This is a genomic window from Starkeya sp. ORNL1, from assembly GCF_012971745.1.
In the GTDB taxonomy this organism is placed as follows: Bacteria; Pseudomonadota; Alphaproteobacteria; order Rhizobiales; family Xanthobacteraceae; genus Ancylobacter.
The window spans coordinates 6143264-6164091 of the sequence record NZ_CP048834.1; the positions used below are offsets into that span (position 1 = coordinate 6143264).

Consider the following 20828-nt stretch of genomic DNA (forward strand, 5'->3'; position numbering starts at 1 on the left):
CGGCCGCATTCAGCGGCCGGCCCCTTTTCCCCATTCGTTGCTTGCCGCGGGCTCGACACCCGTCGCGCTTGGGAATTTCCATGGACTTTTCCGTCCTTCAGTACGCCGTGCCGGCCCTGGTGCAACTGCTCACCGGTCCGCATCTCGTCTATCTGCTGTTCGGCGTGGCGCTCGGCATGGTGGTGGGCATCCTGCCCGGCATTGGCGGGCTATCCGGCATGGCGCTGGTGCTGCCCTTCATCTTCGGCATGGATCCCGGCCCGGCGCTGGCGATGCTGATCGGCCTGACCGCGGTGCCGGCGACCTCCGATACCTTCAGCTCGGTGCTGATCGGCGTGCCGGGCGGGGCAGGGGCGGCGGCGACCGTGCTCGACGGTTTTCCCATGGCCAAGCGGGGCGAGGGCGCCCGCGCCCTCAGCGCGGCGTTCAGCGGTTCGCTGATCGGCGGCCTGTTCGGCGCGCTGGTGCTGACCTTCGCCTTTGTCGGCGCCCGCCCGCTGCTGCTCGCCATCGGCTTCGGCGAGCAATTGATGCTCGTGGTGCTCTCGCTCACCCTCGTCGGCATGCTGACCGGCGAGAACGTGGTGAAGGGCCTCGCCTCGTGCGCGCTGGGACTCTTGATCGGTACCATCGGCTCCTCGCAGGCCACCGCCGAATATCGCTTCACCTTCGGCTCGCTCTATCTGTCGGACGGCGTGCCGCTGGTCATCGTCGCGCTCGGCGCCTTCGCGCTGCCCGAGATCATCGACGTGCTGCGCCAGCACTACGCTATCTCCCAGGTCGACCTTGTCGGCCGCGGCTGGATCCAGGGCATACGCGACGTCATCAAGAATTTCGGCCTGGTGATCCGTTGCTCGGCGATCGGCGCGCTCACCGGCATCCTGCCCGGCATGGGCGGCGGCATCGTCGGCTGGGTGGCCTATGGCCACACGCTGCAATCATCCAGGGACCGTAGCCAGTTCGGCAAAGGCGACGTGCGCGGCGTCATCGGGCCGGAATCCGCCAACAATGCCAAGGAGGGCGGCGACCTCATCCCGACCCTGTTCTTCGGCATTCCGAGCTCGGGCACCATGGCGCTGCTGCTCGGCGGCCTGGTGGTGATCGGCATCACGCCCGGCCGCACCATGGTCACCAACCATGTCGACCTGATCTATCTGATCATCTGGTCGCTCGCGATCGCCAATGTGCTCGCCACCATCATCAGCATGGGCCTTGCCAGGCCGATCGCAACGCTGACCGCGATCCGCTTCACGCTGGTGGCGCCGTTCGTCATCGTGATGATCTTCTTCTCCGGCTACCAGGCCAAGACCGACTGGGGCGACCTCGTTGCGCTGCTCGTGGTTGGGCTGGTCGGCATCTATATGAAGCGCTTCGGCTGGTCGCGGCCGGCGCTGCTGATCGGCCTGGTGCTGTCGCAGCGCCTTGAGGCGTCGCTCTACCGCACGGTGCAGATCTACGGTCTCGACATCTTCCTGCGGCCGATCGCGCTCGCCATCCTCGCCGTCGCCATCATCTCCATCTTCTTCGCGGTGCGCGCCAAGGTGCGCATGTCCACCGAGACCTCGGGAGTGTCGGACGCATCGCGCCGGGTGATCTGGCCACAACTGGTCTTCGTCGGCGTGCTGACGGCGTTCGTGGTGGCACTGGCCGTCGATGTAAGCCGGCTACGCTTCCTTGCCAATGTGTTCCCGCTCATCGTCGCCGCGATCTGCCTCACCATGCTGGCGATCGTCACCGTGCAGATGCTGCGCCGGAGCACCTCGCCCGGCCTGCTCTATGACGCCGACGCCGAGGCCCGCGAGAGCGGCGAGAGCGGCACCCGCAGCACGCTGGCACTGGCCGGCCTGATGGCGGCGCTACCCGGGCTCGCCTTCTTCATCGGCTTCTTCATGGCCGCGCCGGTCTATGTTTGCCTCTTCCTGCGCAAGCTGGGGGAAGCCTCCTGGCTGTTCTCCATCCTGATGGCGCTCGGCCTCGGCCTGTTCCTCTATGCCATGGGCGAGGTGCTGCAGGCCGAGTATGCCAGCGGCCTGCTGCAGGATTTCGTGCGGCTGCCGCCGCCCTTCGGCGGAGGCTGATCCGACATGACGCTGCTGCTCGACAATGACGAACTCGCCCCGCTGATCGATGCGCGTGAATTCGTGGAAGCGGAGGACATCGCCTACCGCGCCTTTGCCGGCGGTGAGGGCGTGAGCACGTCGCGCATCGACCTGCAATCCGCTCCCGACGCCAATGGCGCCAACTACCAGCTCGGCGTGACCCTGGGCATGGCCGGCAAATATGCGGCGCTGCGCATCAAGTCGGATATGGTGTTCCAGCGACTGGTCGACGGCAGGCCGCGCAAGGAGAAGTTCTGCATAGAGCCCGGCACCTATATGGGCCTGATCCTGGTGTTCGACCGCGCCAGCGGCGAACTCGCCGCCATCCTCCATGACGGGCTCCTGCAGAAGATGCGGGTCGGCGCGGATTCCGCGCTCGGTGCGCGCTACATGTCGCGGCCGGATTCCTCGGTGCTCGCCATTCTCGGCGCCGGCGGCATGGCCCGTGCCCATGTCGACGCCATGCGCGCGGTGCGGCCCATATCCAGCGTGCGGGTGTTCAGCCCGACCCCGGCCAATCGCGAGGCCTTCGCCCGCGAGATCACCGAGCGGCACGGCATCGAGGCGGTGGCGCTCGATGATCCGGACGAGGCCTGCCGCGGCGCCGATCTCGTCGCCTCCTGCGCCAGCGCCATCGGCCCGGTGATCTTCGGCCGGCAATTGGAGCCGGGCATGCATGTCACCTGTATCGGCGGCACGCTCGATCGGGAAGCCAATGCCCGGGTCGATGTGGCGCTGCGCTTCGGCCTCTCCCAGGTCCCGGTGGAATTGGGCGGGCTCGCCTTTGCCGACGAATGCCTCACCTTTTCGGAGGTCGGCGGCAAGGCGGCGCACGCGGGTACGCGGCGCTATGCCGATGTGCCGGCGGAGCACCGCGTGAGTTTCGCCGAGCTGCTGACGGATCCCGGGCGCGGGCGCACCAGCGACGCGCAGATCACCTTCTCCGAGCGCGGCAACATATACGGCCTGCAATTCGCCGCGGTGTGCGGGCGCCTGGTGGAGCGGGCGCGCGCCGCAGGTGCCGGGCGCACGCTCGATACCGCGCTGTTCCTGCAATCCATTCGCAATTGAGGACGCAGCATTGGACGCACGGCGCAGCCTCCGCCCGCTGCTCAGTGAGCAGCCGATCCTGGTGTCGCCCGGCGTCTATGACGGCTACAGCGCCCGCCTCGCGGAGCGTGCCGGCTTCGCGCTGGTCTCCACCACCGGCGCCGGCCTCGCTAATTCCCGGCTCGGCGTGCCCGATGTCGGCCTGTTCTCGGTGCGCGACAATCTCGAAGCCTGCCGCGTCATCGTCGCTGCCACCAGCCTGCCGATTTCGGCCGATGCCGAGACCGGGTACGGCAATGCCGCTACCGTGCATTATGTGGTGCGCGCCTTCGAGGACGCTGGCGTCTCGGCGGTGAGCATCGAGGACCAGCTGGCGCCGAAGCGCTGCGGCCATCTCGCCGGCAAGGAGGTGATCCCGACGGCGGAGATGGTCGGCAAGATCCGCAGCGCGGTCGATGCCCGGGCGAGCGAGGATTTCCTCATCATCGCGCGCACCGACGCCATCGCCGTGGAAGGCATCGAGGGCACGGCGGCGCGCGCCAGGGCCTATGAAGCGGCCGGCGCCGACGTGATCTTCCCCGACGCCGTGCGCGGGCGCGAGGACATTGAGCGCCTCGTCGCCGCCGTAGACATTCCGGTGCGGATCAATATGGGTTTCGGCATCCGCACCCGCTCCACCACGCCGCTGATGTCGGTGCGCGAATTGCGTGAGATCGGCGTGCGCTGGGTCAGCCTGTCGCGCCTGCTTCCCGCCGCCGCCATCCACGGCATGACGCAGGCGCTCGCGGTGATGCGCCAGGCGATCGACGGCGACGTGATGATCGAGCGGCCCGACCTCGTCGCCGATATGCGCGAGATCACCGAGCTGATGGGCTACGCCGAATACATGGAGATCGAGCGCCGTTTCCTCGACGAGGAGCACGTCGCCCGCAAATACGAGGCCGGGGGCGAGCCATGAGCGTCGACCCCCTGTCGGTGCTGCCTTTGGCCGGTCACTGATCGCCGGCGACGTCGGCAAAAAATCGGGAGGCTCGCCGCGGGTTGGGCGAGCCTCCCGAGGAGGATGTGGCGGCCCGGTCGGGAGGGGACGGGGGAGCGGGCGGCCAGTGACGAGAAGATCGCTTACCGCCGGTCGCCTGAGAATCATCCGCTAGGTAATGCGGGCCCATACTTGGGTATGGGGGCGGCAACGGTGCTTTGGCACCGCCGCCGGTCTTGCTTGATACGGATGGCTGTCCCCTTGCTCGCGATCTGGCTCAGGGCGCCAGATGGGCCTTGATCTCGGCCGACATCTGCCGGATCGCGGCCTCAGGCTCGGGGTTGGTCAGGATGCCGTTAAGCAGCACGAAATCGTGGATCATCCCGTTGTAACGGGTGGCGATCACGGAAACGCCAGCCTCCTTGAGCTTGCGCGCGTAGGCTTCGCCTTCATCGCGCAACGGATCGTTTTCCGCGGTGATGACCAGGGCCGGGGGAAGCCCCTGCAGCTCCTGCAGGCTGGCGCGCAGCGGCGATACATAAGGGTTGTCGCGGGTCTTGGCGTCCGGCGCGTACAAGTCCCAGCCATACTTCATGAACGCGCGGGCGAGAAACCGTCCGGTGCCGTATTCATGGTACGACGCGGTATCCACGCTGGCATCGGTGGCCGGGATCATCAGCACCTGGTAGCTGATCTTCGGGCCGTTGCGGTCCTTGGCCATGAGCGCCAGCGCTGCCGACATGTTACCGCCCACCGAGTTGCCCGCCACCGCGATCCGGCTACCGTCCGCATTGAACTCTTCGGCGTGAGCCGCGACCCATTTCAGTGCGGCATAGGACTGATCGAGCTGAGTGGGGAAGCGCGCCTCAGGCAAGGAGGTATACTCGACAAACACTCCGATCTGGCCGGAGCCGACCACCAGATCACGCAGCAGACGCTGATGGTTCTGGAAGTTGCCGACGATCCAGACGCCACCGTGAATGAACAGCAGCACGCCGGGTTTGCCGGTGATCTGCTCGGGCTTCATGATGTAGATCTTCACGGTTTGACCATCCTGGGTGATGGTCTGCTCGGTGGTGTTCACCCCCGACATGTCGACGGGCGTCTTGTTCTGAAGGCCAGTCAGGATCTCCTGGGGTTTCGGTTGGGGGAGTTCCCAGAACGGGCTCGAGTCCTTGTTGATCTCCTGCAGGAAGGCGCGAACCTGGGGATCGATCCGAGGGTCGGTGGCGGCATTCGGGGCCGCTTGGACGGGCTGGATCATAAGGCTTGCTCCGAGGCTGAATGTTACGAGCGAGGTGAGGAACTTCACGGTCATGCTCCGAGGAGGTTGCACGCAACCGCCGAAGTAGCCTGCGAGGAGGGGATGCCGCTTCTGTCAAATGACCAGTCCGATGACGGATCGGCGGTCAGCTCGCGGTATGGCGTGCTTCGGCAACGATGGGGCGTAGCCCGGACCGCGACGTGATGCCGGTCTTCGAGAAGATCCGATGCAAGTGGTAGCCAACGGTTCTGTGAGACAAATAGAGCCTGGCGCCGATTTCCTTGTTCGAGAGTCCTTCGGCAGCGAGCTGGGCGATGTGAAGCTCCTGTGGGGTCAGCGCCTCCCACGCGTGCTCGGTTCGCCGGCGGCTGGCCTCGCCCGAAGCGCGCAGTTCCTCTCGTGCGCGGTGGCTCCAGGGCGAAGCGCCGAGCGCATCGAAAATGTCACGGCTCTCACGCAGCGGGGCCCTCGCATCGGCGGGCCTGCGCTGGCGGCGCAGCCACACGCCATAAGCCAGCAGAAGACGTCCTCGTAAAAATGGCCACTTCTTCGCTGCAGGTCCAAGACCTCGCAAGAATAATGGTTCGGCGTCTGCAGGCGCTGCGAGCAACGCTTTGCCGTAGGACAGCATCGTCTCGACCCACGGCACGGGGATTGGAGCCGAGACGCGCTCGACCTCGTCGATGACGCCTTGGGCGGCTTCAGCATTCCCGGAGAAAACGGCGGCTTCCACGAAATCCGCGAGACCGAAGAATTGAAGGCCGGGATTGAACGCCGGATCGGCGGGCGCGAAAAGGCGTCGCAGATGCTCGTAGGCCTCCCAGTGCCGGCCTGCTCCGATCGCGGATATGCCGCGCGCAATCTGCAACATTGCGAGCAGGAAACTGGCACCGATGGACAGCACCAGGCGTTCGGCGTGCGCCGCATGCGCTTCGGATTGCTCAAGATTGCCCTGCATTCCGGCGAGCTTGGCTTTCACGATCGTGGCGGCGGCGATCCACAGGGTGCCGCCGGTCTCTTCGGCGAAGCGGACGGACTCCTCGGCCTCCCTCATGGCTCCCGGCCAATCGCCGACCTCCATCTCGGCCCACCCCTGCGCAAAGAGAACGCGCGCGAGATCGCTCAGCCGTCCCTGCGCGCGCAGCGCGGCACTGGATTCGGCGAGAAGGCTTACGCCGAGGTCGAAGGCGCCTATGACGTTGGCGGTGCTTCCGAGGATCCGCGCTACAGCAGGATCACCGTCCCTTGTTTCAGAAAGCCGCTGGAGCTTGACGCGCACGGCGCCTCCCAGCCGAAGCGGCTCGACATAGGCAGTTATCGCGATCGAGCGGGGGTCCGTCTCCGGCAACTCCAGTTGGCTTGCCGCGATGAGGATTCGTGTGCGCAGTTCGTCGCTGGCGTTGCTCCACCAGCAGCGTTGCGCGGCGCGCCACAGGAGGTTGCTTGCCAGATCCTTCGCGCCGGCGGCGTAAGCCTGGGCGGCGAAGCCAATCAAGGCAGGGATCTTCGCGGGATCGTCGATCGTCGGAGGCTTGCTGATCTCTCGACACCACCCGATCCGTACCGGTGCGAGTTGATGCGATTGGTCCACATCGACCTGACCCAACAGACGTTCCAGCAGTTCCGGCTGTCCCAGGTCAGCGGCAAGTTCGGCGGCCCGCAAAAGCCGGTCGCTTTTGGCTCTTGCGGTGCTGCTTAGTCGCGCTGCGGTTTCAATGACCTCGATCGCCATGGCCACTGCACCTCGGCGCAGCGCGCGCGTTGCCATCTGATCGTATTCGCCGGCGAGTTCATCGTCAGATCCGATGATCGCCGACGCACGATGCCATAGCTGACGATCCAGCTGACCCCGAATGGTCGCCGCGAGCGCGGCATGGATGCGCTGGCGGGTCGCCAGATCGGCCGCCTGATGCATGGCCGAGCGAACCAGAGGGTGGCGAAACCGCACCTCCGTTCCGTCAATCTCGATCAGCTTGGCGGCGATCGCAGGCGTCAGGGCATCGACGCCCACGCGCTCGCCCAACACTGCTTCGCAGGCATGCAGGATTTCGTGGAGCGATGTCTCGTCGTTTTCCGCCGCAACGAACAGCAGCGTTCGGGTCGTATTGGGGAGTTCCGACAAACGACTTGAGAAGGCGCGCTCCAGGCGCTCCGTCAGCGGAAGCCACGGCGTATCCCGGGCGTCTGCCACCCGCTCGCCACGGGGCAGTTCCACAAGGGCCAGAGGATTACCGGAAGCTTCCTTTAGGAAGCGGCTGCGCAGATCGGCTGAAAGATCCGGCGCGTGCGCATCCAGCAGGTGTTCGGCGTCGGCAACGTCAAGTGTTGAAAGCCGGTGTCGCAACGTCGAGGCATCGCCGAATGGACGATTGAAGCCATCGCGCATGGCCACCAGGAGAGCGATGGGGTCCGAGCTCAGCCGGCGCGAGATAAAGGCCAGCACGTCATAGGTCGCCTGATCCAGCCACTGCGCATCGTCGGCAATGAGCAGTATGGGCGTGCGTGCAGCGCGTTCGGTCAGCAAGCTCAGGGTCGCAAGCGCCACCAGAAAGATGTCGGGCGCGCCCATGTCGTCCTGCATGCCGAAGGCGGCGAGCAGAGCGGACCGCTGACGGGGAACCAGGCCCACGGCCCGCTTCATCAGCGGGCGCACCGCCTGCTCAAGTGCTGCGAACGGCAAATGAACCTCGGCAAGGACGCCGGTCATGCTCAGTACGGAAACGCCGCGTTCACTCGCTCGGTGCCTTGCGACCTCGAGGAGCGCAGATTTCCCGATCCCGGGCTCGCCGCTGATAACGAGCGTCGAACCACCTTGATCGATCCGGTCAACCAAATGATGGATAAGGGCAATGTCTTGCTCCCGACCCTGCAGGACAAGGGGCGCAGATCGGGCGCTCGCACGCTGTTTCTGTTGCGGCGAGCGTGGCTTGTTCGTCAGTTTGGCCATCGCACAACCGTTGGAGACACTACGCCAAACCTACTTTAGCTTATTCGTTTATAAACAGCCACTTGACCGCTCCAGCCCGCTCCCGAAAGTTTGTGAGCCATGCCGAAACGGAGCGGAAACAAATAGGCGGTAGGATTTCCAGGATTATCGGCCAGGCCGCGCCCGAAAGTTGGGGTTCTGGCCGATAGCGCCCCTAAAATTGCGCGTGGACGACGGAAACCGCCCCCATGACGAACCTGACCATACGCCAGCGGATCCTGGCGAGCTTCTTGGCCGTGTTGGCGGTCCTGTCGTGCGTAGCGGCCGTCAGCTACTACTGGTTCCTGGAGACGGAGCGCGAGGCGACAACCGTCGAGATGAACACGGTCCCTGCGCTCTCTTCCAGTCTGCAGATGATGACTGCGTGGGCCGAAGGGCACAGCCTGCTGCGCGAATTCGCATTGCAGGAAAATCCAGCAGATCGGAGCCGCGTTGCCGGCCTGATCGCCGCAAATCGCGATACGCTGAACCGCCTCATGTCGGCCTACCAGACGACGATCGATACGGAGGACGACAGGCGCAACTACGAGGCGCTGCGGGCGCTTTCGGGTCGATTCTTCCCGGCCGAGGATGCTGCGCTGGCCGGGGCTGCTACGGGTGGCTCCAATGCCGATATTCGCGCGTCGATACGGAACGAGCTGGAGCCGCAGCTTTCGAAGATCCAGGTGGCTCTCAAGAATACGGTCGACTTCAACCAGCGCGAAGCCGACAACTCGACGAGGAGAATCGTATCGGTCGTCCGAACGGCCGAACTCGGCCTGATCGTCGGCTTCCTGATCGCGGTCGCGCTGTCGATCCTCTGCGGCTACCTGCTCTTCCGCGCCATAACCGTGCCGCTCGGCAAGCTACTGCATATTGTCGAGGTCATGCGACAGGGTGATTTCAGTGAAAGACCGAAGCTTGAGCGGCGCGACGAGTTCAGCACGCTGGCCGACGGTTTCAATGCCATGGCCGACGATCTCACCACGCTGATCGGGCAGGTGCAGAAGTCCAGCATCCAGGTCAACACATCGATCACGGAAGTCGCTGCAACGTCCAAGGAGCAGCAGGCGACGGCGAGCGAGATCGCCGCGACCACCACCGAGATCGGGGCGACCTCGAAGGAGATCTCCGCCACTTCGAACGAGCTGGTGCGGACCATGGACGAGGTCTCTGCCGTCGCGGAGCAGACGGCAACGCTTGCGGGCGGGGGCCAGGCCGGGCTGTCGCGCATGGAAGCCACGATGCGCCATGTGATGGACGCCGCCGGCGTCATCAACGCCAAGCTCGCCGTGCTCAGCGAGAAGGCCGGCAACATCAACCAGGTCGTGACGACTATCACCAAGGTCGCCGACCAGACCAACCTGCTCTCGCTGAACGCCGCCATCGAGGCCGAGAAGGCCGGCCAATATGGCCGGGGCTTCGCTGTCGTCGCCACCGAGATCCGCCGCCTCGCGGACCAGACCGCGGTGTCGACCTACGACATCGAACAGATGGTCAAGGACATCCAGTCGGCGGTGGCCGGCGGCGTGATGGGCATGGACAAGTTCTCGGAAGAGGTGCGGCGCGGCATGCTGGAGGTGCAGCAGGTCGGGGGCCAGCTCTCCGAAATCATCCAGCAGGTCCAGGGCCTGGTACCCCGCTTCGAGATCGCCAACGAAGGCATGCAGGCGCAAGCGACCGGCGCCGGACAGATCAGCGATGCGCTGTCTCAGCTTAGCGAGGCTGCGCAACAGACTGTCGAATCGCTGCAACAGTCGACCCTCGCCATCGACGAGCTCAACCTGGTCTCGAGTGGCCTGCGCAACTCGATCGCGCGGTTCAAGCTTCGCGCGTGATCGAGCGGGAGAGCGGACGTTGCTGTTCCTGATGTTCCACGTTGGAGGCGATCGATATGTTCTCGATGTAGAACAGATCGAGCAGGTGCTGCCGCTCATGGACGCGAAGGGCCTGCCCGGCGCGCCGCCTGGCGTCGTCGGCGTCATCAACTATCGTGGCGCGCCCGTGCCGCTGATCGATCTGAGCCAACTCGCGCTCGGCAGACCGTCGACGCCGGTGATGAGCACGCGGATCATTCTCGTGCGCTATCCGGCGGAGGGCGAGGAAGCCCACCGCCTCGCCATTTGTGCGGAGCGGGTGGTCAAGACCATCCAGCGCGACGCAGCGGATTTCGTTGCCACCGGCGTCGAGGCGGGGACGCCGGACTATCTCGGGCCGGTTGTCTCGGACGCGGACGGGCTCATCCAGTGGATACGCGCCGAGGCGCTGCTCACCGACGAGATTCGCAGCATATTGTTCCGGCAGGCCGGGGCCGGCGCATGATGTTGGCAGATGTGGAGAAACTGCTTCGTGAAGCGATCGGCCTGCACGTCGAGACGGTCGGCGGATCCGTGGTGCAGTATGCACTGAAGCAGCGCATGGCGGCCTGCCGCTTCACGGAAGCTTCCGAATACTGGCGGCTGCTGACAAGCTCGCGCCAGGAACTCCAGGAACTGGTCAACGCCGTCATCATTCCGGAGACCTGGTTCTTCCGCGATCGGGAAGCCTTCGCCGCCATGGCTCGCCATGCGCGAGCGAACCTCCGCCCCGGGTTGCCCATCCAGATGCTGAGCCTGCCCTGCTCGAGCGGCGAGGAGCCTTATTCGATGGCGATGGCGATGTTCGATGCGGGCTTCGCCGCGTCGGACTTCACGGTCGACGGGGTCGACGTCTCGACCCGCAACATCGCGGAGGCGACGCGCGCGATCTACGGACGGAATTCGTTCCGCGGTGCCGACCTAGCCTTCCGTGCCCGCTATTTCGATCCTGTCGATGGTGGCCACCGGCCGAACTCGGCTGTCCTGAAGCAAGTGCGGTTCAGCGCGGGAAACCTGTTTGATCCTGCCGCGACCTCGGGCGCGGACTCCTACGACATCGTGTTCTGTCGCAACCTGCTGATCTATTTCGACCGGGAATTGCAGCAGCGCGCCCTGGACCGCCTGCGGCAGCTTCTGCGCCTCGGCGGGCTTCTGCTGGTGGGTCCGGCGGAATCGAGCCTGCCGACACTCTTCGGCTTTGCCTCGGCGCGAACGCCGATGGCCTTCGCCTTCGTCAAACAGGAGTCAGTGCCCCAGGCCGCGCCGGTCGCGGGGTCTGGCGTCCAGTCTCCGGCCAGGCCGGTGAAGGCCCGACGTCCCACGGCAACCCTCGCTCGCGTCGGGGATGTGGATCCTGCAAAGGCCCGCGGCCTGGCGCCGGCCCGACATCTGCCTATCTCGAAACCGCTCAATGAGCCCGCATCGCCTCTCCAGAAGGACGATCCGGCGCAGCGAAGTCTCGAGGCGGTCGAGCGGGCGGCGAATGCGGGACGCCTCGAGGAGGCGAAGCAGGCGGCGCACAGGCACATCGAGACCTTTGGCCCTTCGCCCGGCATCTTCTACCTGCTGGGCCTTGCCCATGACGCCGGCCGCGCGGTGCCGGAAGCCATCGAGAATTATCGCAAGGCACTGTATCTCGCTCCTGACCATCGCGAGACGCTTGCCCACCTGTCGCTCCTGCTGGAGCGCCAGGGTGACATGGCTGGTGCAAAGGTGCTCAATAGCCGGCTCGGCAGGATCGCGAAGAGGAACGGCATCGGATGAGCGCCGGAATTGATGCCGAGCCGTCCGAGCGGTCAAGAGAAGACGCCGTCGGCGGCCAGATCGCGGATGGGCTGCTCGATCGGCCATTACCGGCAGGATACCGGGAGGAATGGGCGCGGCACTTCGCCGAGCCGGATCGGCGCGCCGCCGAAGAGGAGGGCGGCGAGGATCGCACGGTCGTTCTGTTCCGGATCGGCGACGAATGGCTGGCGCTGTCGACCGGCCTGTTCCACGAGGTGGCCGAGCCGCGCCGCCATCACTCGCTTCCGCACCGCCGCGATAATCTGGTGCTCGGCATCGTCAATGTTCGTGGCGAGTTGCTGGTCTGCGTTTCGCTGGCAGCCCTGCTGGGGATCGCCGAGGCGAAAACGGTGGAGCGCGGCGACCGGACCAAGGCGTTCCCCCGCCTGGCGGTGATCGGCCGCGATGGCCGGCGCGTCGCCTTCCCCGTCGACGAGGTGCATGGCGTCCATCGCTACGCGACGCGGGACGTCGTCGACGTACCCGTGACAGTCGGCAAGTCGGCATCGTCCTTCGCATCCATCATGATCGCCTGGAAGGGCCGCACCGTCGGCCGGCTGAACGACAAGCTGATTATCGAAACGCTCGACCGGAGCATCGCATGAGCGGGGAGGACCTCAGCCAGTTCTCCATGCTCGATCTCTTCCGGGTCGAGCTCGAATCCCAGTCGCAGGCTCTTACGGCGGGCCTGCTCGCCCTTGAGCGCGATCCGGTCGCCGCCGACCATCTCGAAAGCTGCATGCGCGCGGCCCATTCACTGAAGGGCGCCGCACGGATCATCGACCTCGAGCCCGCAGTGCGGATCGCGCACGTCATGGAGGAATGTCTCGTCGCGGCACAGCGCGGGCGGCTTCGCCTTCGGCACGAACATATAGATACCTTGCTGAAGGGGGTGGACCTGCTCGCTTTGGTCGCTTCCGGGGCGCCGGCGGGCGGTGCTGCGGCGGAGCCGGAGATCGCGCGCTTCCTGCGCACGCTGGAGCAAGCCTCTGCGGGAGGGGATGTCCCCGGCGCCGGCAAAGTACCGGAGGAAGAGCCAACCCTATCCGCCCCGGCGCACGCCCTGGAACCGGCGGCGCCGGCCGACGCCGGCCTTGTCGAGCCTGCACCGCAGCCTGGTCCCGGCTCGGACCGGATGATCCGCATAACGGCAGACGCCATGAACCGATTGCTCGGGCTCGCCGGCGAATCGCTGATGGAGGCTCGCCGCCTGCGTCCCTTCGCCGACCGGCTGCTGCGGCTGAAGCGACATCATGACCAACTCGCCAGGGCCTTCGACGAGCTCAGCGCGACGCTGCGATTAGCCAACAACGACGATCAAATCGGACAGGCTCTCTCGACCACGCAGGAGAAGCTCGTCCAGAGCCGGGACTTTCTCATCGAGCGCCTCGCCGAACTGGATTCCGTCGATCGACGGGCCACAGACCTTGCCAACAGACTCTATGCGGAGACACTGGCTAGCCGGATGCGACCGTTCGAGGACGGCGTGCGTCACTTCACGCGCACCGTGCGCGACCTCGGCCGCGCGCTCGGCAAGAACGTGAGGCTCGAGATTGTCGGCGGCTCAACCGGCATCGACCGTGACATACTCGATCAGCTCGACGCGCCGCTCGGCCACCTGCTCCGCAACGCCATCGACCACGGGATCGAGATGCCGGACGAGCGGATCGCCGCCGGTAAGCCGCCAGAAGGTGTCATCCGGTTAGAGGCGCGGCACAATGCGGGTTTGCTGCAGATCCTTGTCGCCGACGACGGACGAGGCATCGATTTCGAGCAGCTCCGCCGCGCAATCCTGGCCCACCAACTGACCACGCGTGAGACGGTCGGCAGCCTGAGCGAAGCCGAACTGCTCGAATTCCTGTTCCTGCCCGGCTTCTCGATGAAGACGACGGTCAGCGACATATCGGGCCGTGGCGTCGGGCTCGATGCCGTCCAGGCCATGGCCAAGCAGGTGCGAGGGCTTGCCAGCGTGTCCTCGACGTTCGGCTTCGGAACGCAGTTCCTGCTCCAGCTGCCGCTCACGCTGTCGGTGATGCGGACCCTGCTGGTCGAGGTGAGCGAAGAACCTTATGCCTTTCCGCTGGCCGGAATAACGCGGACTTTGGTGCTGTCCCGCGATGCGATCGAAACACTTGAAGGCAGGCCGCATTTTCGCTTCGGCGACCGCCAGGTCGGCCTCATCACCGTGCATGAGATACTCGACCGCGGGGAAGCACGGTTGGACCGGGCGGAGCTGCCCATCGTCATCATAGGTGAGGGCGCTGATTCCTACGGGCTTATCGTCGACCGTTTCCTGGGCGAGCGCGAGCTCGTGGTGCGTCCGCTCGATCCGCGCCTTGCCAAGGTCAAGGATGTGAGCGCCGCGGCGCTGATCGAGGATGGCTCTCCGGTCCTTATCATCGACGTGGACGATCTGATCCGCTCCGCCGAGAAGCTCACATCGTCAGGGCGGCTCCGCACTCTGCAGCGGGCCACGGCGAGTGCCGACCCGGCACGGCGCAAACGCGTCCTGGTGGTGGACGATTCACTCACTGTCCGCGAACTGGAGCGCAAGCTGCTTGACCAGCATGGCTATGATGTCGAGGTTGCTGTCGACGGCATGGATGGCTGGAATGCCGTACGCTCGGATCCGTTCGATCTGGTGGTCACCGACATCGACATGCCGCGCATGGACGGCATCGAGCTGGTGACGCTGATCAAGCGCGACGTCCGGCTTCGAAGCCTGCCGGTGATGGTGGTTTCCTACAAGGACCGCGAGGAGGACCGCCGCCGTGGGCTCGATGCCGGAGCGGACTATTATTTGACGAAGGGAAGCTTCCACGACGACACGCTGATCCAGGCGGTCGCGGACCTGATCGGTCCCGCGTCCGAGTGAGACCGTTCCGGATAGTCATGATGAGGGCAGGGCAATGAGGATCGGAGTCGTCAATGATCTGCCGATGGCCGTGGAACTGCTCCGGCGCGTGATCGCCTCCGCGCCCGCGCACCAACTCGCCTGGACCGCGACCAACGGGCGCGAGGCGGTGGAGGCATGCCGGCGCGACCTGCCCGACCTCGTCCTGATGGATCTCACCATGCCGGAGATGGGCGGCGTCGAGGCGACCCGGCGCATCATGGCGGAGACCCCTTGCCCGATCCTACTGGTAACGGCCAGCATCGACGCCAACGTTCCCGGCGTCTACGAGGCGATGGGCTACGGCGCGCTCGACGCGGTCGATATTCCGTCGGTAGTTCCGTTCGAAGGCATGGCATCGAACGCCTCGCTGCTGCTGTCGAAGATTGCCACGATCGGCAAGCTGGTGGGCGACAGCGGCACGCGGCGCCGGGCGATGCCGCATGCACTCCCAGCGTCCGGAGCAGTCCGCAAGCTCATCGCCATTGGCGCCTCCGCGGGCGGTCCGGCGGCGGTCGCGGCAGTGCTCGGCGGACTGCCCGGCGATATTCCTGCGGCCCTCGTGCTGGTCCAGCACGTCGACGAGAAGTTCGTCCCGGGTCTGGCGGACTGGCTGGGTCAGCATACGGCCCTCCCGGTCCGCCCGGCGCAGGACGGCGACAGGCCGGAGGTCGGAGTGGTCCTCGTTGCTGCCACGAGCAACCATCTCGTCTTCAAATCCGCCACCGAACTTGGCTATACGTCCGAGCCACGCGACTATCCTTACCGGCCGTCCGTTGACGTCTTCTTCGAAAGCGCGGCACGCAGGTGGGGGGGAGAACTGTTCGGTGTGTTGCTCACAGGAATGGGTAGAGACGGTGCGCGGGGGCTCAAGACGCTCCGCGATGCGCATCACCTGACTATTGCGCAAGACCAGGCGACCAGCGCCGTGTATGGCATGCCCAAGGCGGCAGCCGCGATTGGTGCAGCCGTCGACATCTTACCGCTCAATTCGATTGCGAACCGGCTCATCGAAGCCTGTGCGACCACGTATTGAAGAGGCTTCCGCATGTCCAGCGAACCGGGCGCAGCGTCAACTTTTCTTCCTCCGCTGTCGGACAACTATCTGTCCATGGTGCTACTCGTCGATGACCAGGTGCTGATCTGCGAAGCGGTCCGGCGCGCCCTGCTCGGCGAGTCCGATATCGATTTCCACTACTGCACAGCTCCGCTGGAAGCGGTCCGCACCGCCGAGGAGATCAAGCCGACGGTGATCCTGCAGGATCTTGTCATGCCGGGCATAGATGGGCTTGAACTCGTGCGCCAATACCGGGCGACGCAGGCGACCCACGCCGTGCCAGTCATCGTTCTCTCCACAAAAGACGAGCCGAGCACAAAAAGCGACGCATTCAGGGCTGGAGCCAACGATTACCTCGTCAAGCTGCCGGATCGCGTCGAGCTCATCGCGCGGATCCGCTACCACAGCAGGGCCTATCTGGACCATGTTCAGCGGGACGCGGCATATACTGCCCTGCGCGAGAGCCAGCGCCAGCTGTTGAACGCAAATCTCGAACTGCAGCGATTGACGCGGATTGACGGACTGACCAGCCTCGGAAATCGGCGCTATTTCGACGAGTATATGCAGGCGGAATGGCGGCGTGCGCAGCGGACAAGGGCAACAATGTCCCTGCTGATGATCGATGTCGACAACTTCAAGCGATACAACGACGCCTATGGGCACCTGGCCGGTGACGAGGTGCTGAAGCAGGTCGCCGGCGTCATCCAGACTGGTGCCGGCCGCGCCGGCGATCTGGCGGCCCGCTTCGGTGGGGAGGAGTTCGTCGTCGTCCTGCTCGACGCGCCACTTGAAGCGGCAGGAGCAATTGCCGAACGCCTTGTCCAGCAGGTGCGTGATCTTGCCATTCCGCATGGCGCGGGCCGGGTGACGATCAGTGCCGGGGTCGCATCGGCGGTGCCCAGCGATGCGACGTCGCCGGACGACGCCATTAATGCCGCCGACATTGCGCTATTCCGGGCTAAGGCCGCGGGTCGAGACAGGGTGGAACTTAACGTCGCGATTGCATGATTGTCGTTCGGAGCGGCACACTGCCGGCAGCGCCGACGTTCGTGCGAAGGCGATTTTCTCCAGGTGCCGGTACGCACAAAGACCATGGGTACCCTGGGCGCAGGCGAAAACGCCCGTAGGGCGGTTGTCCCGTAAGCACCAAGTAAAAGCATTCCAATCATCAGTTGCATGCACTGGTGTGCGTATCGCATAAATACCGCCCACACGTACTACGCCATGCCCCGTGTTATCGATCTTGGATCCTGTCAAATGTCATGGACGAAGACTCGCCGGGCGTTCATCCGGGAAACCGCGCTCGGTTTCGGCGCTTTCGTAGCCTTTGGCGCCAGCAGCGCCACAGCACACAACGCCTCCTCATTGATCGAGAACGTGAGCTCGGCCTGCCGGCGGCTCGCGCCGCTCGGGTGGCGACAGCTCCTGCTCGACGCGACAGCAGGCGGGCTCGACATCACGTCGAACGACCTCGCCGCTGAACTGACGAAGGATTTGCCCCAGATCGACCGAAGCTTCCCGGGCTTCGGCGATTTCACGCTCGCCGGCAGGCGGGCGGTCGAAGCCGGTCGGCCGGAGCGCAGCCTGCTGTATCACGCGCTGGCGTCGCCCACCGTGGTGGCCGACCGCAATGGCGGTGAGTTGCGGGGCTTTCCGACACTGGCCGAAATCGAGGCGGTCGAGAACTACGTCTATGGCCTTTCCCCACCCAGCCTTGATGAAGTGCGGCAGCGGGCAAACGGCCAGCCACTGGGAATGGTGGTCTTCGCTCCGCAATATCAGAGCGCCCCGATGTCGGTGCATTCCCGGCACGCGGAACTGTGCTTCTCGCGCACCGGCATCACGCGACTGGGGACTCTGCCACCATTGTACGACGCGCGGGCGCGCAACTTTGTCTCGCTGGATGATGCTCGGCCGTTCGACTTCCGGGTCACCCCCAGGCGCTTCAGCGCTTATCTCGCCGTGCAGATGCGCGGCACCTCCGAGACGTTCGGACCACAAGACCGGCTTCCGGGAGACAAGGACCTGGCCTTCTGGGTGCCGGTCCACAAGCTGTTCAGCGGGCGCGAATGCATTGCCGGTCTTGATCTTCGCGTTGAGCTGAAACGCGACCTGCGCAATGACGGTCTCGCTCAGTTCCATCGCTTCCTTGATCTTGCCGGATTGAAGAACAACTGGCGTGGCGAAGATCTGGAGAATTTCCCGTTCGTCATAAAGGATGCGATGATCGGATCACTTTCCGAGCGCCCCGATTTCGGCGACGGCGTCCTCGAGCCCCGGCCGAATACCCTGATCACGCAGGCCCAATACCAGGGTCGCATGCTGACCTTTCCGGTCGACGGGCGATACACGTCGGATCCCGAAAATCTTCAGCTCGCGGCGATGCAGGTGCTGCCGCTCGGCACGCCGAACCCGCCCCCCGGCGAACCGCGATACATGCTGGATACGTACCAGGACACGCAGCGCCCCGCGCCGGAATACATCAATATCCGCCATCGCGTCCTGCCGAATGGCCAGATCGACAATCTGAACCTGCGACCCGACATGGACGACATCATAGCCCGCGGCGGCTATGAGGCGCTGCATTATTTCGACGGTGTCGGCGACGGATGGGTCGAGGTCGACTGCCCCCAGCTGGCCGACCGCGTGGATGCGATCCACCCGGCCTATTGCACGGTCGGGCTGCCGGATTTCTTTCCCAAGGTCACGCAGCGCGACTTGATGGTGTGGTGGCGCACCAAGGTGCCCGAGCCGATCCGCGACGCGCTCTGGGCCATTCAGCCCCTGGCGCTGTCCCAGACGCGTATCGCCGGGAACATCACGCTGCCGGTCGGATTCAGCCTCGATGACACGACGATCACCGCCATCGTGACGCAGCCCACCGAGGCTGCGCAGACTTCCCAGCAGCCAAACGGCCCCTGGACAGTGCAGAAGACCGGCCTTCCCGACGGCTCGCCGGGCCTGTTCGATCCGGGATGGGAGACCAGCCAGGGCGTCTACTATAACGATCCGAACCGCCCCTTGCAGAAATTCATGGCCGGCTATGCGCTCGGCTCGCCCTTCATCGAGGATGCCAAGCTTTGCGCGGCGCTGGGCGCCTATTGGCCGGGAGTCGCGCCGGATTCGACGCGCACCTTCGTGCCGGACAAGCGCATCGGCGGCGAGTTCTATCCATACCCCACGATCGCCCCGCTCACCGACCAGGAGATCGGAAGCGCGCCGCTCGAGGATGGGAGCTACCTGCCGTGGGACGGGGTGCGCGGTCCGACCCTGCGGGCAGCGGGGAGCGCGCCGGTGGTGGCCTACGCGAATGCCAATCGCGTCGACTATATCGACATGGTCGGCACCATGACGGCGGCGCTTACCTCGCGCGTCGACACGCCGGAGTATCAGGCCCGCATCATGGCGATGCAGGCCGTTTACTGGGCGCTCGGCATCCATGACCCGGACTTCGTGGCGCGCTTCGGCAAGCCCGCGGCAACCTACAAGGTGCTGCAGGCCAAGGCGGCCTGGGCCGTCTTGTCGTTCCAGGTGGTGCGGGCCGACGATCCCGGGTTGCAGGCTGCGGAAAAGGCCGCGGCCCAGCAGCTTGCCGGTCCGCGGCGCTACGCGATCCATGTCTATCGCTGGGGGAAGGAGACGCCCGATCCGCTCGACATCCACATCAGCCTCGTGGAAGTACTGGAGCAGGGCCGGGCTTACGTTTCCGGCAACACCGTACTGATCCAGCGCGACAACGGTCCATGGCTGACAGACAATTCGATGCCGACGTAGTCGTTGTCGGCGGCGGGCCTGCGGGCAGCGCCACGGCGATCGCCTGCGCATCGCGCGGTCTGCGCGTCGTGCTGTGCGAGCGCGAGCCCGGCGCCCGGGATCGGCCGGGCGAGACGCTTCATCCGGGAGTGGAGCCGTTGCTCGCGCAACTCGGACTCGCCGCCCGGCTGCCGGAGGTGGTCGGCGCGCGCCACGACGGACTATGGATCGAATGGGGTGGTCCCCGCCGGTTCGAGGCATTCGGCAGTGACGCCGCCGGGCCGTGGCAAGGGCTTCAGGTCTGGCGTGCAGATTTCGACGCGCTGCTGCTCGATCGAGCCCGATCACTGGGAGTCGTCGTGCGCGAGCACTGTGCGGTGGCCGGGGTGCTGGAGCACGGCTCCATGCCCGGCGGTGTGATGACATCGACCGGGCCGATCACGGCGCAGATCGTCGTCGACGCCACCGGTGCCTCGCGCTGGCTGGGGCGCACCATGGGCATTGCCAGCCCGGCCCGCTCGCCGCGACTGGTCGCGCGGTACGGCTATGTCGAGGGTTCGTGTCCCGCCCGTGACGAGGCGCCGCTGCTGGTCGGGAACGCATCGGGATGGACGTGGTCCGCACGGGTGCGTCCGCGGACCTATCAATGGACGTCCATCCGCTTCGGCGAGCGCGCCGTTGGCGAAGTGCCGGATGAACTCCGGGGCCTTGCCGCCCTGGGTCCGGAGCGTGGTGCTGACGTGACCTGGCGCATGGCTGAGCGGACGGCCGGCGCCGGCTGGTTCATGGTCGGCGATTCCTCCGCGACCCTGGATCCGACCTCGTCCCATGGCGTGTTGAAAGCGCTGCTTTCGGGAATGACGGCAGCTCATTTGATCGCCGCCAGCATCGCCGGAAAGGCGCCTGCGGACGAGATCGCGGCTGCCTATCATGAATGGGTCGGGGGATGGTTTGCTGCCGACGCCGCACGACTTCGTGACTTTTACAGGAGTATTGGCGCAGACTGCTTCGCGTAACGCCAAATTCCGCAAGTTACCCCCTGACACGTTCTATGCCCTTCGAATTCAGGCTCGATGATGGACCTCTGATCAGCCGGGATTTCCTGCACAGTGTCGGGCGCCATCGGC

At 65.4% G+C, this 20828-nt stretch carries 14 protein-coding genes; 12 read left to right on the forward strand and 2 right to left on the reverse strand.

Going from position 1 to position 20828, the window contains the following annotated elements; genetic code table 11:
• Positions 1–80 precede the first annotated feature (80 nt).
• The 3 genes from G3545_RS28855 to G3545_RS28865 are packed head-to-tail and all read left to right on the forward strand — an operon-like array spanning position 81 to position 4107.
• Complete coding sequence (locus G3545_RS28855; RefSeq protein ID WP_170017717.1) at positions 81–2078, forward strand: tripartite tricarboxylate transporter permease; 1998 nt, start codon at positions 81–83, stop codon at positions 2076–2078.
• A 6-nt stretch (positions 2079–2084) separates the two neighbouring features.
• On the forward strand, positions 2085–3170 hold the full coding sequence (locus G3545_RS28860) for an ornithine cyclodeaminase family protein (RefSeq protein ID WP_170017718.1): 1086 nt from the start codon (positions 2085–2087) through the stop codon (positions 3168–3170).
• 10 nt (positions 3171–3180) lie between these two features.
• Positions 3181–4107, forward strand: a complete 927-nt coding sequence (locus tag G3545_RS28865) for an isocitrate lyase/PEP mutase family protein (protein ID WP_170017719.1) — start codon at positions 3181–3183, stop codon at positions 4105–4107.
• A 298-nt stretch (positions 4108–4405) separates the two neighbouring features.
• On the opposite strand, the gene G3545_RS28870 is transcribed toward G3545_RS28865, so the two are convergent.
• Both G3545_RS28870 and G3545_RS28875 read right to left on the reverse strand, forming a co-directional pair.
• The gene (locus G3545_RS28870; RefSeq protein ID WP_246702614.1) at positions 4406–5440 is read right to left on the reverse strand and encodes an alpha/beta hydrolase; all 1035 of its coding nucleotides are present in this window, start codon (positions 5438–5440) and stop codon (positions 4406–4408) included.
• 97 nt (positions 5441–5537) lie between these two features.
• Entirely contained in the window at positions 5538–8339 is a 2802-nt protein-coding gene (locus tag G3545_RS28875; protein WP_170017720.1) for an AAA family ATPase, read from the reverse strand.
• Positions 8340–8566: 227 nt separating this feature from the next.
• Here G3545_RS28875 and G3545_RS28880 point away from each other — a divergent pair, with 227 nt between their 5' ends.
• From G3545_RS28880 to G3545_RS28920, 9 genes are all read left to right on the forward strand, one after another.
• Complete coding sequence (locus G3545_RS28880) at positions 8567–10195, forward strand: methyl-accepting chemotaxis protein (RefSeq protein ID WP_170017721.1); 1629 nt, start codon at positions 8567–8569, stop codon at positions 10193–10195.
• Positions 10196–10226: 31 nt separating this feature from the next.
• Complete coding sequence (locus G3545_RS28885; protein ID WP_246702615.1) at positions 10227–10679, forward strand: chemotaxis protein CheW; 453 nt, start codon at positions 10227–10229, stop codon at positions 10677–10679.
• Entirely contained in the window at positions 10676–11977 is a 1302-nt protein-coding gene (locus tag G3545_RS28890) for a protein-glutamate O-methyltransferase CheR (protein WP_246702616.1), read from the forward strand. The genes G3545_RS28885 and G3545_RS28890 overlap by 4 nt, the downstream gene beginning before the upstream one ends.
• Positions 11974–12603, forward strand: coding sequence for a chemotaxis protein CheW (locus G3545_RS28895; RefSeq protein ID WP_170017723.1), 630 nt, complete (start codon positions 11974–11976; stop codon positions 12601–12603). The genes G3545_RS28890 and G3545_RS28895 overlap by 4 nt, the downstream gene beginning before the upstream one ends.
• Complete coding sequence (locus G3545_RS28900; RefSeq protein ID WP_170017724.1) at positions 12600–14873, forward strand: hybrid sensor histidine kinase/response regulator; 2274 nt, start codon at positions 12600–12602, stop codon at positions 14871–14873. Before G3545_RS28895 ends, G3545_RS28900 begins: the two co-directional genes overlap by 4 nt.
• A 34-nt stretch (positions 14874–14907) precedes the next feature.
• A complete protein-coding gene (locus tag G3545_RS28905; protein WP_170017725.1) occupies positions 14908–15927 on the forward strand; it encodes a chemotaxis response regulator protein-glutamate methylesterase in 1020 nt (339 codons plus the stop codon).
• Positions 15928–15939: 12 nt separating this feature from the next.
• Positions 15940–16956 (forward strand): diguanylate cyclase, encoded by a 1017-nt coding sequence (locus G3545_RS28910; RefSeq protein WP_170017726.1) that lies wholly within the window; start codon positions 15940–15942, stop codon positions 16954–16956.
• A gap of 216 nt (positions 16957–17172) precedes the next feature.
• Entirely contained in the window at positions 17173–19722 is a 2550-nt protein-coding gene (locus G3545_RS28915; protein ID WP_170017727.1) for a hypothetical protein, read from the forward strand.
• Positions 19692–20717, forward strand: a complete 1026-nt coding sequence (locus tag G3545_RS28920) for an FAD-dependent oxidoreductase (protein ID WP_170017728.1) — start codon at positions 19692–19694, stop codon at positions 20715–20717. Before G3545_RS28915 ends, G3545_RS28920 begins: the two co-directional genes overlap by 31 nt.
• Positions 20718–20828 lie beyond the last annotated feature (111 nt).

Bases quoted from the DNA above. Each gene is read 5' to 3' on its own strand.
- G3545_RS28885 (WP_246702615.1), top strand. From the start codon at position 10,227: ATGTTCCACGTTGGAGGCGATCGATATGTTCTCGATGTAGAACAGATC.
- G3545_RS28895 (WP_170017723.1), top strand. From the start codon at position 11,974: ATGAGCGCCGGAATTGATGCCGAGCCGTCCGAGCGGTCAAGAGAAGAC.
- G3545_RS28920 (WP_170017728.1), top strand. From the start codon at position 19,692: ATGGCTGACAGACAATTCGATGCCGACGTAGTCGTTGTCGGCGGCGGG.
- G3545_RS28905 (WP_170017725.1), top strand. From the start codon at position 14,908: ATGAGGATCGGAGTCGTCAATGATCTGCCGATGGCCGTGGAACTGCTC.
- G3545_RS28875 (WP_170017720.1), bottom strand. From the start codon at position 8,339: ATGGCCAAACTGACGAACAAGCCACGCTCGCCGCAACAGAAACAGCGT.
- G3545_RS28860 (WP_170017718.1), top strand. From the start codon at position 2,085: ATGACGCTGCTGCTCGACAATGACGAACTCGCCCCGCTGATCGATGCG.
- G3545_RS28900 (WP_170017724.1), top strand. From the start codon at position 12,600: ATGAGCGGGGAGGACCTCAGCCAGTTCTCCATGCTCGATCTCTTCCGG.
- G3545_RS28890 (WP_246702616.1), top strand. From the start codon at position 10,676: ATGATGTTGGCAGATGTGGAGAAACTGCTTCGTGAAGCGATCGGCCTG.
- G3545_RS28910 (WP_170017726.1), top strand. From the start codon at position 15,940: ATGTCCAGCGAACCGGGCGCAGCGTCAACTTTTCTTCCTCCGCTGTCG.
- G3545_RS28855 (WP_170017717.1), top strand. From the start codon at position 81: ATGGACTTTTCCGTCCTTCAGTACGCCGTGCCGGCCCTGGTGCAACTG.
- G3545_RS28915 (WP_170017727.1), top strand. From the start codon at position 17,173: ATGCCCCGTGTTATCGATCTTGGATCCTGTCAAATGTCATGGACGAAG.
- G3545_RS28880 (WP_170017721.1), top strand. From the start codon at position 8,567: ATGACGAACCTGACCATACGCCAGCGGATCCTGGCGAGCTTCTTGGCC.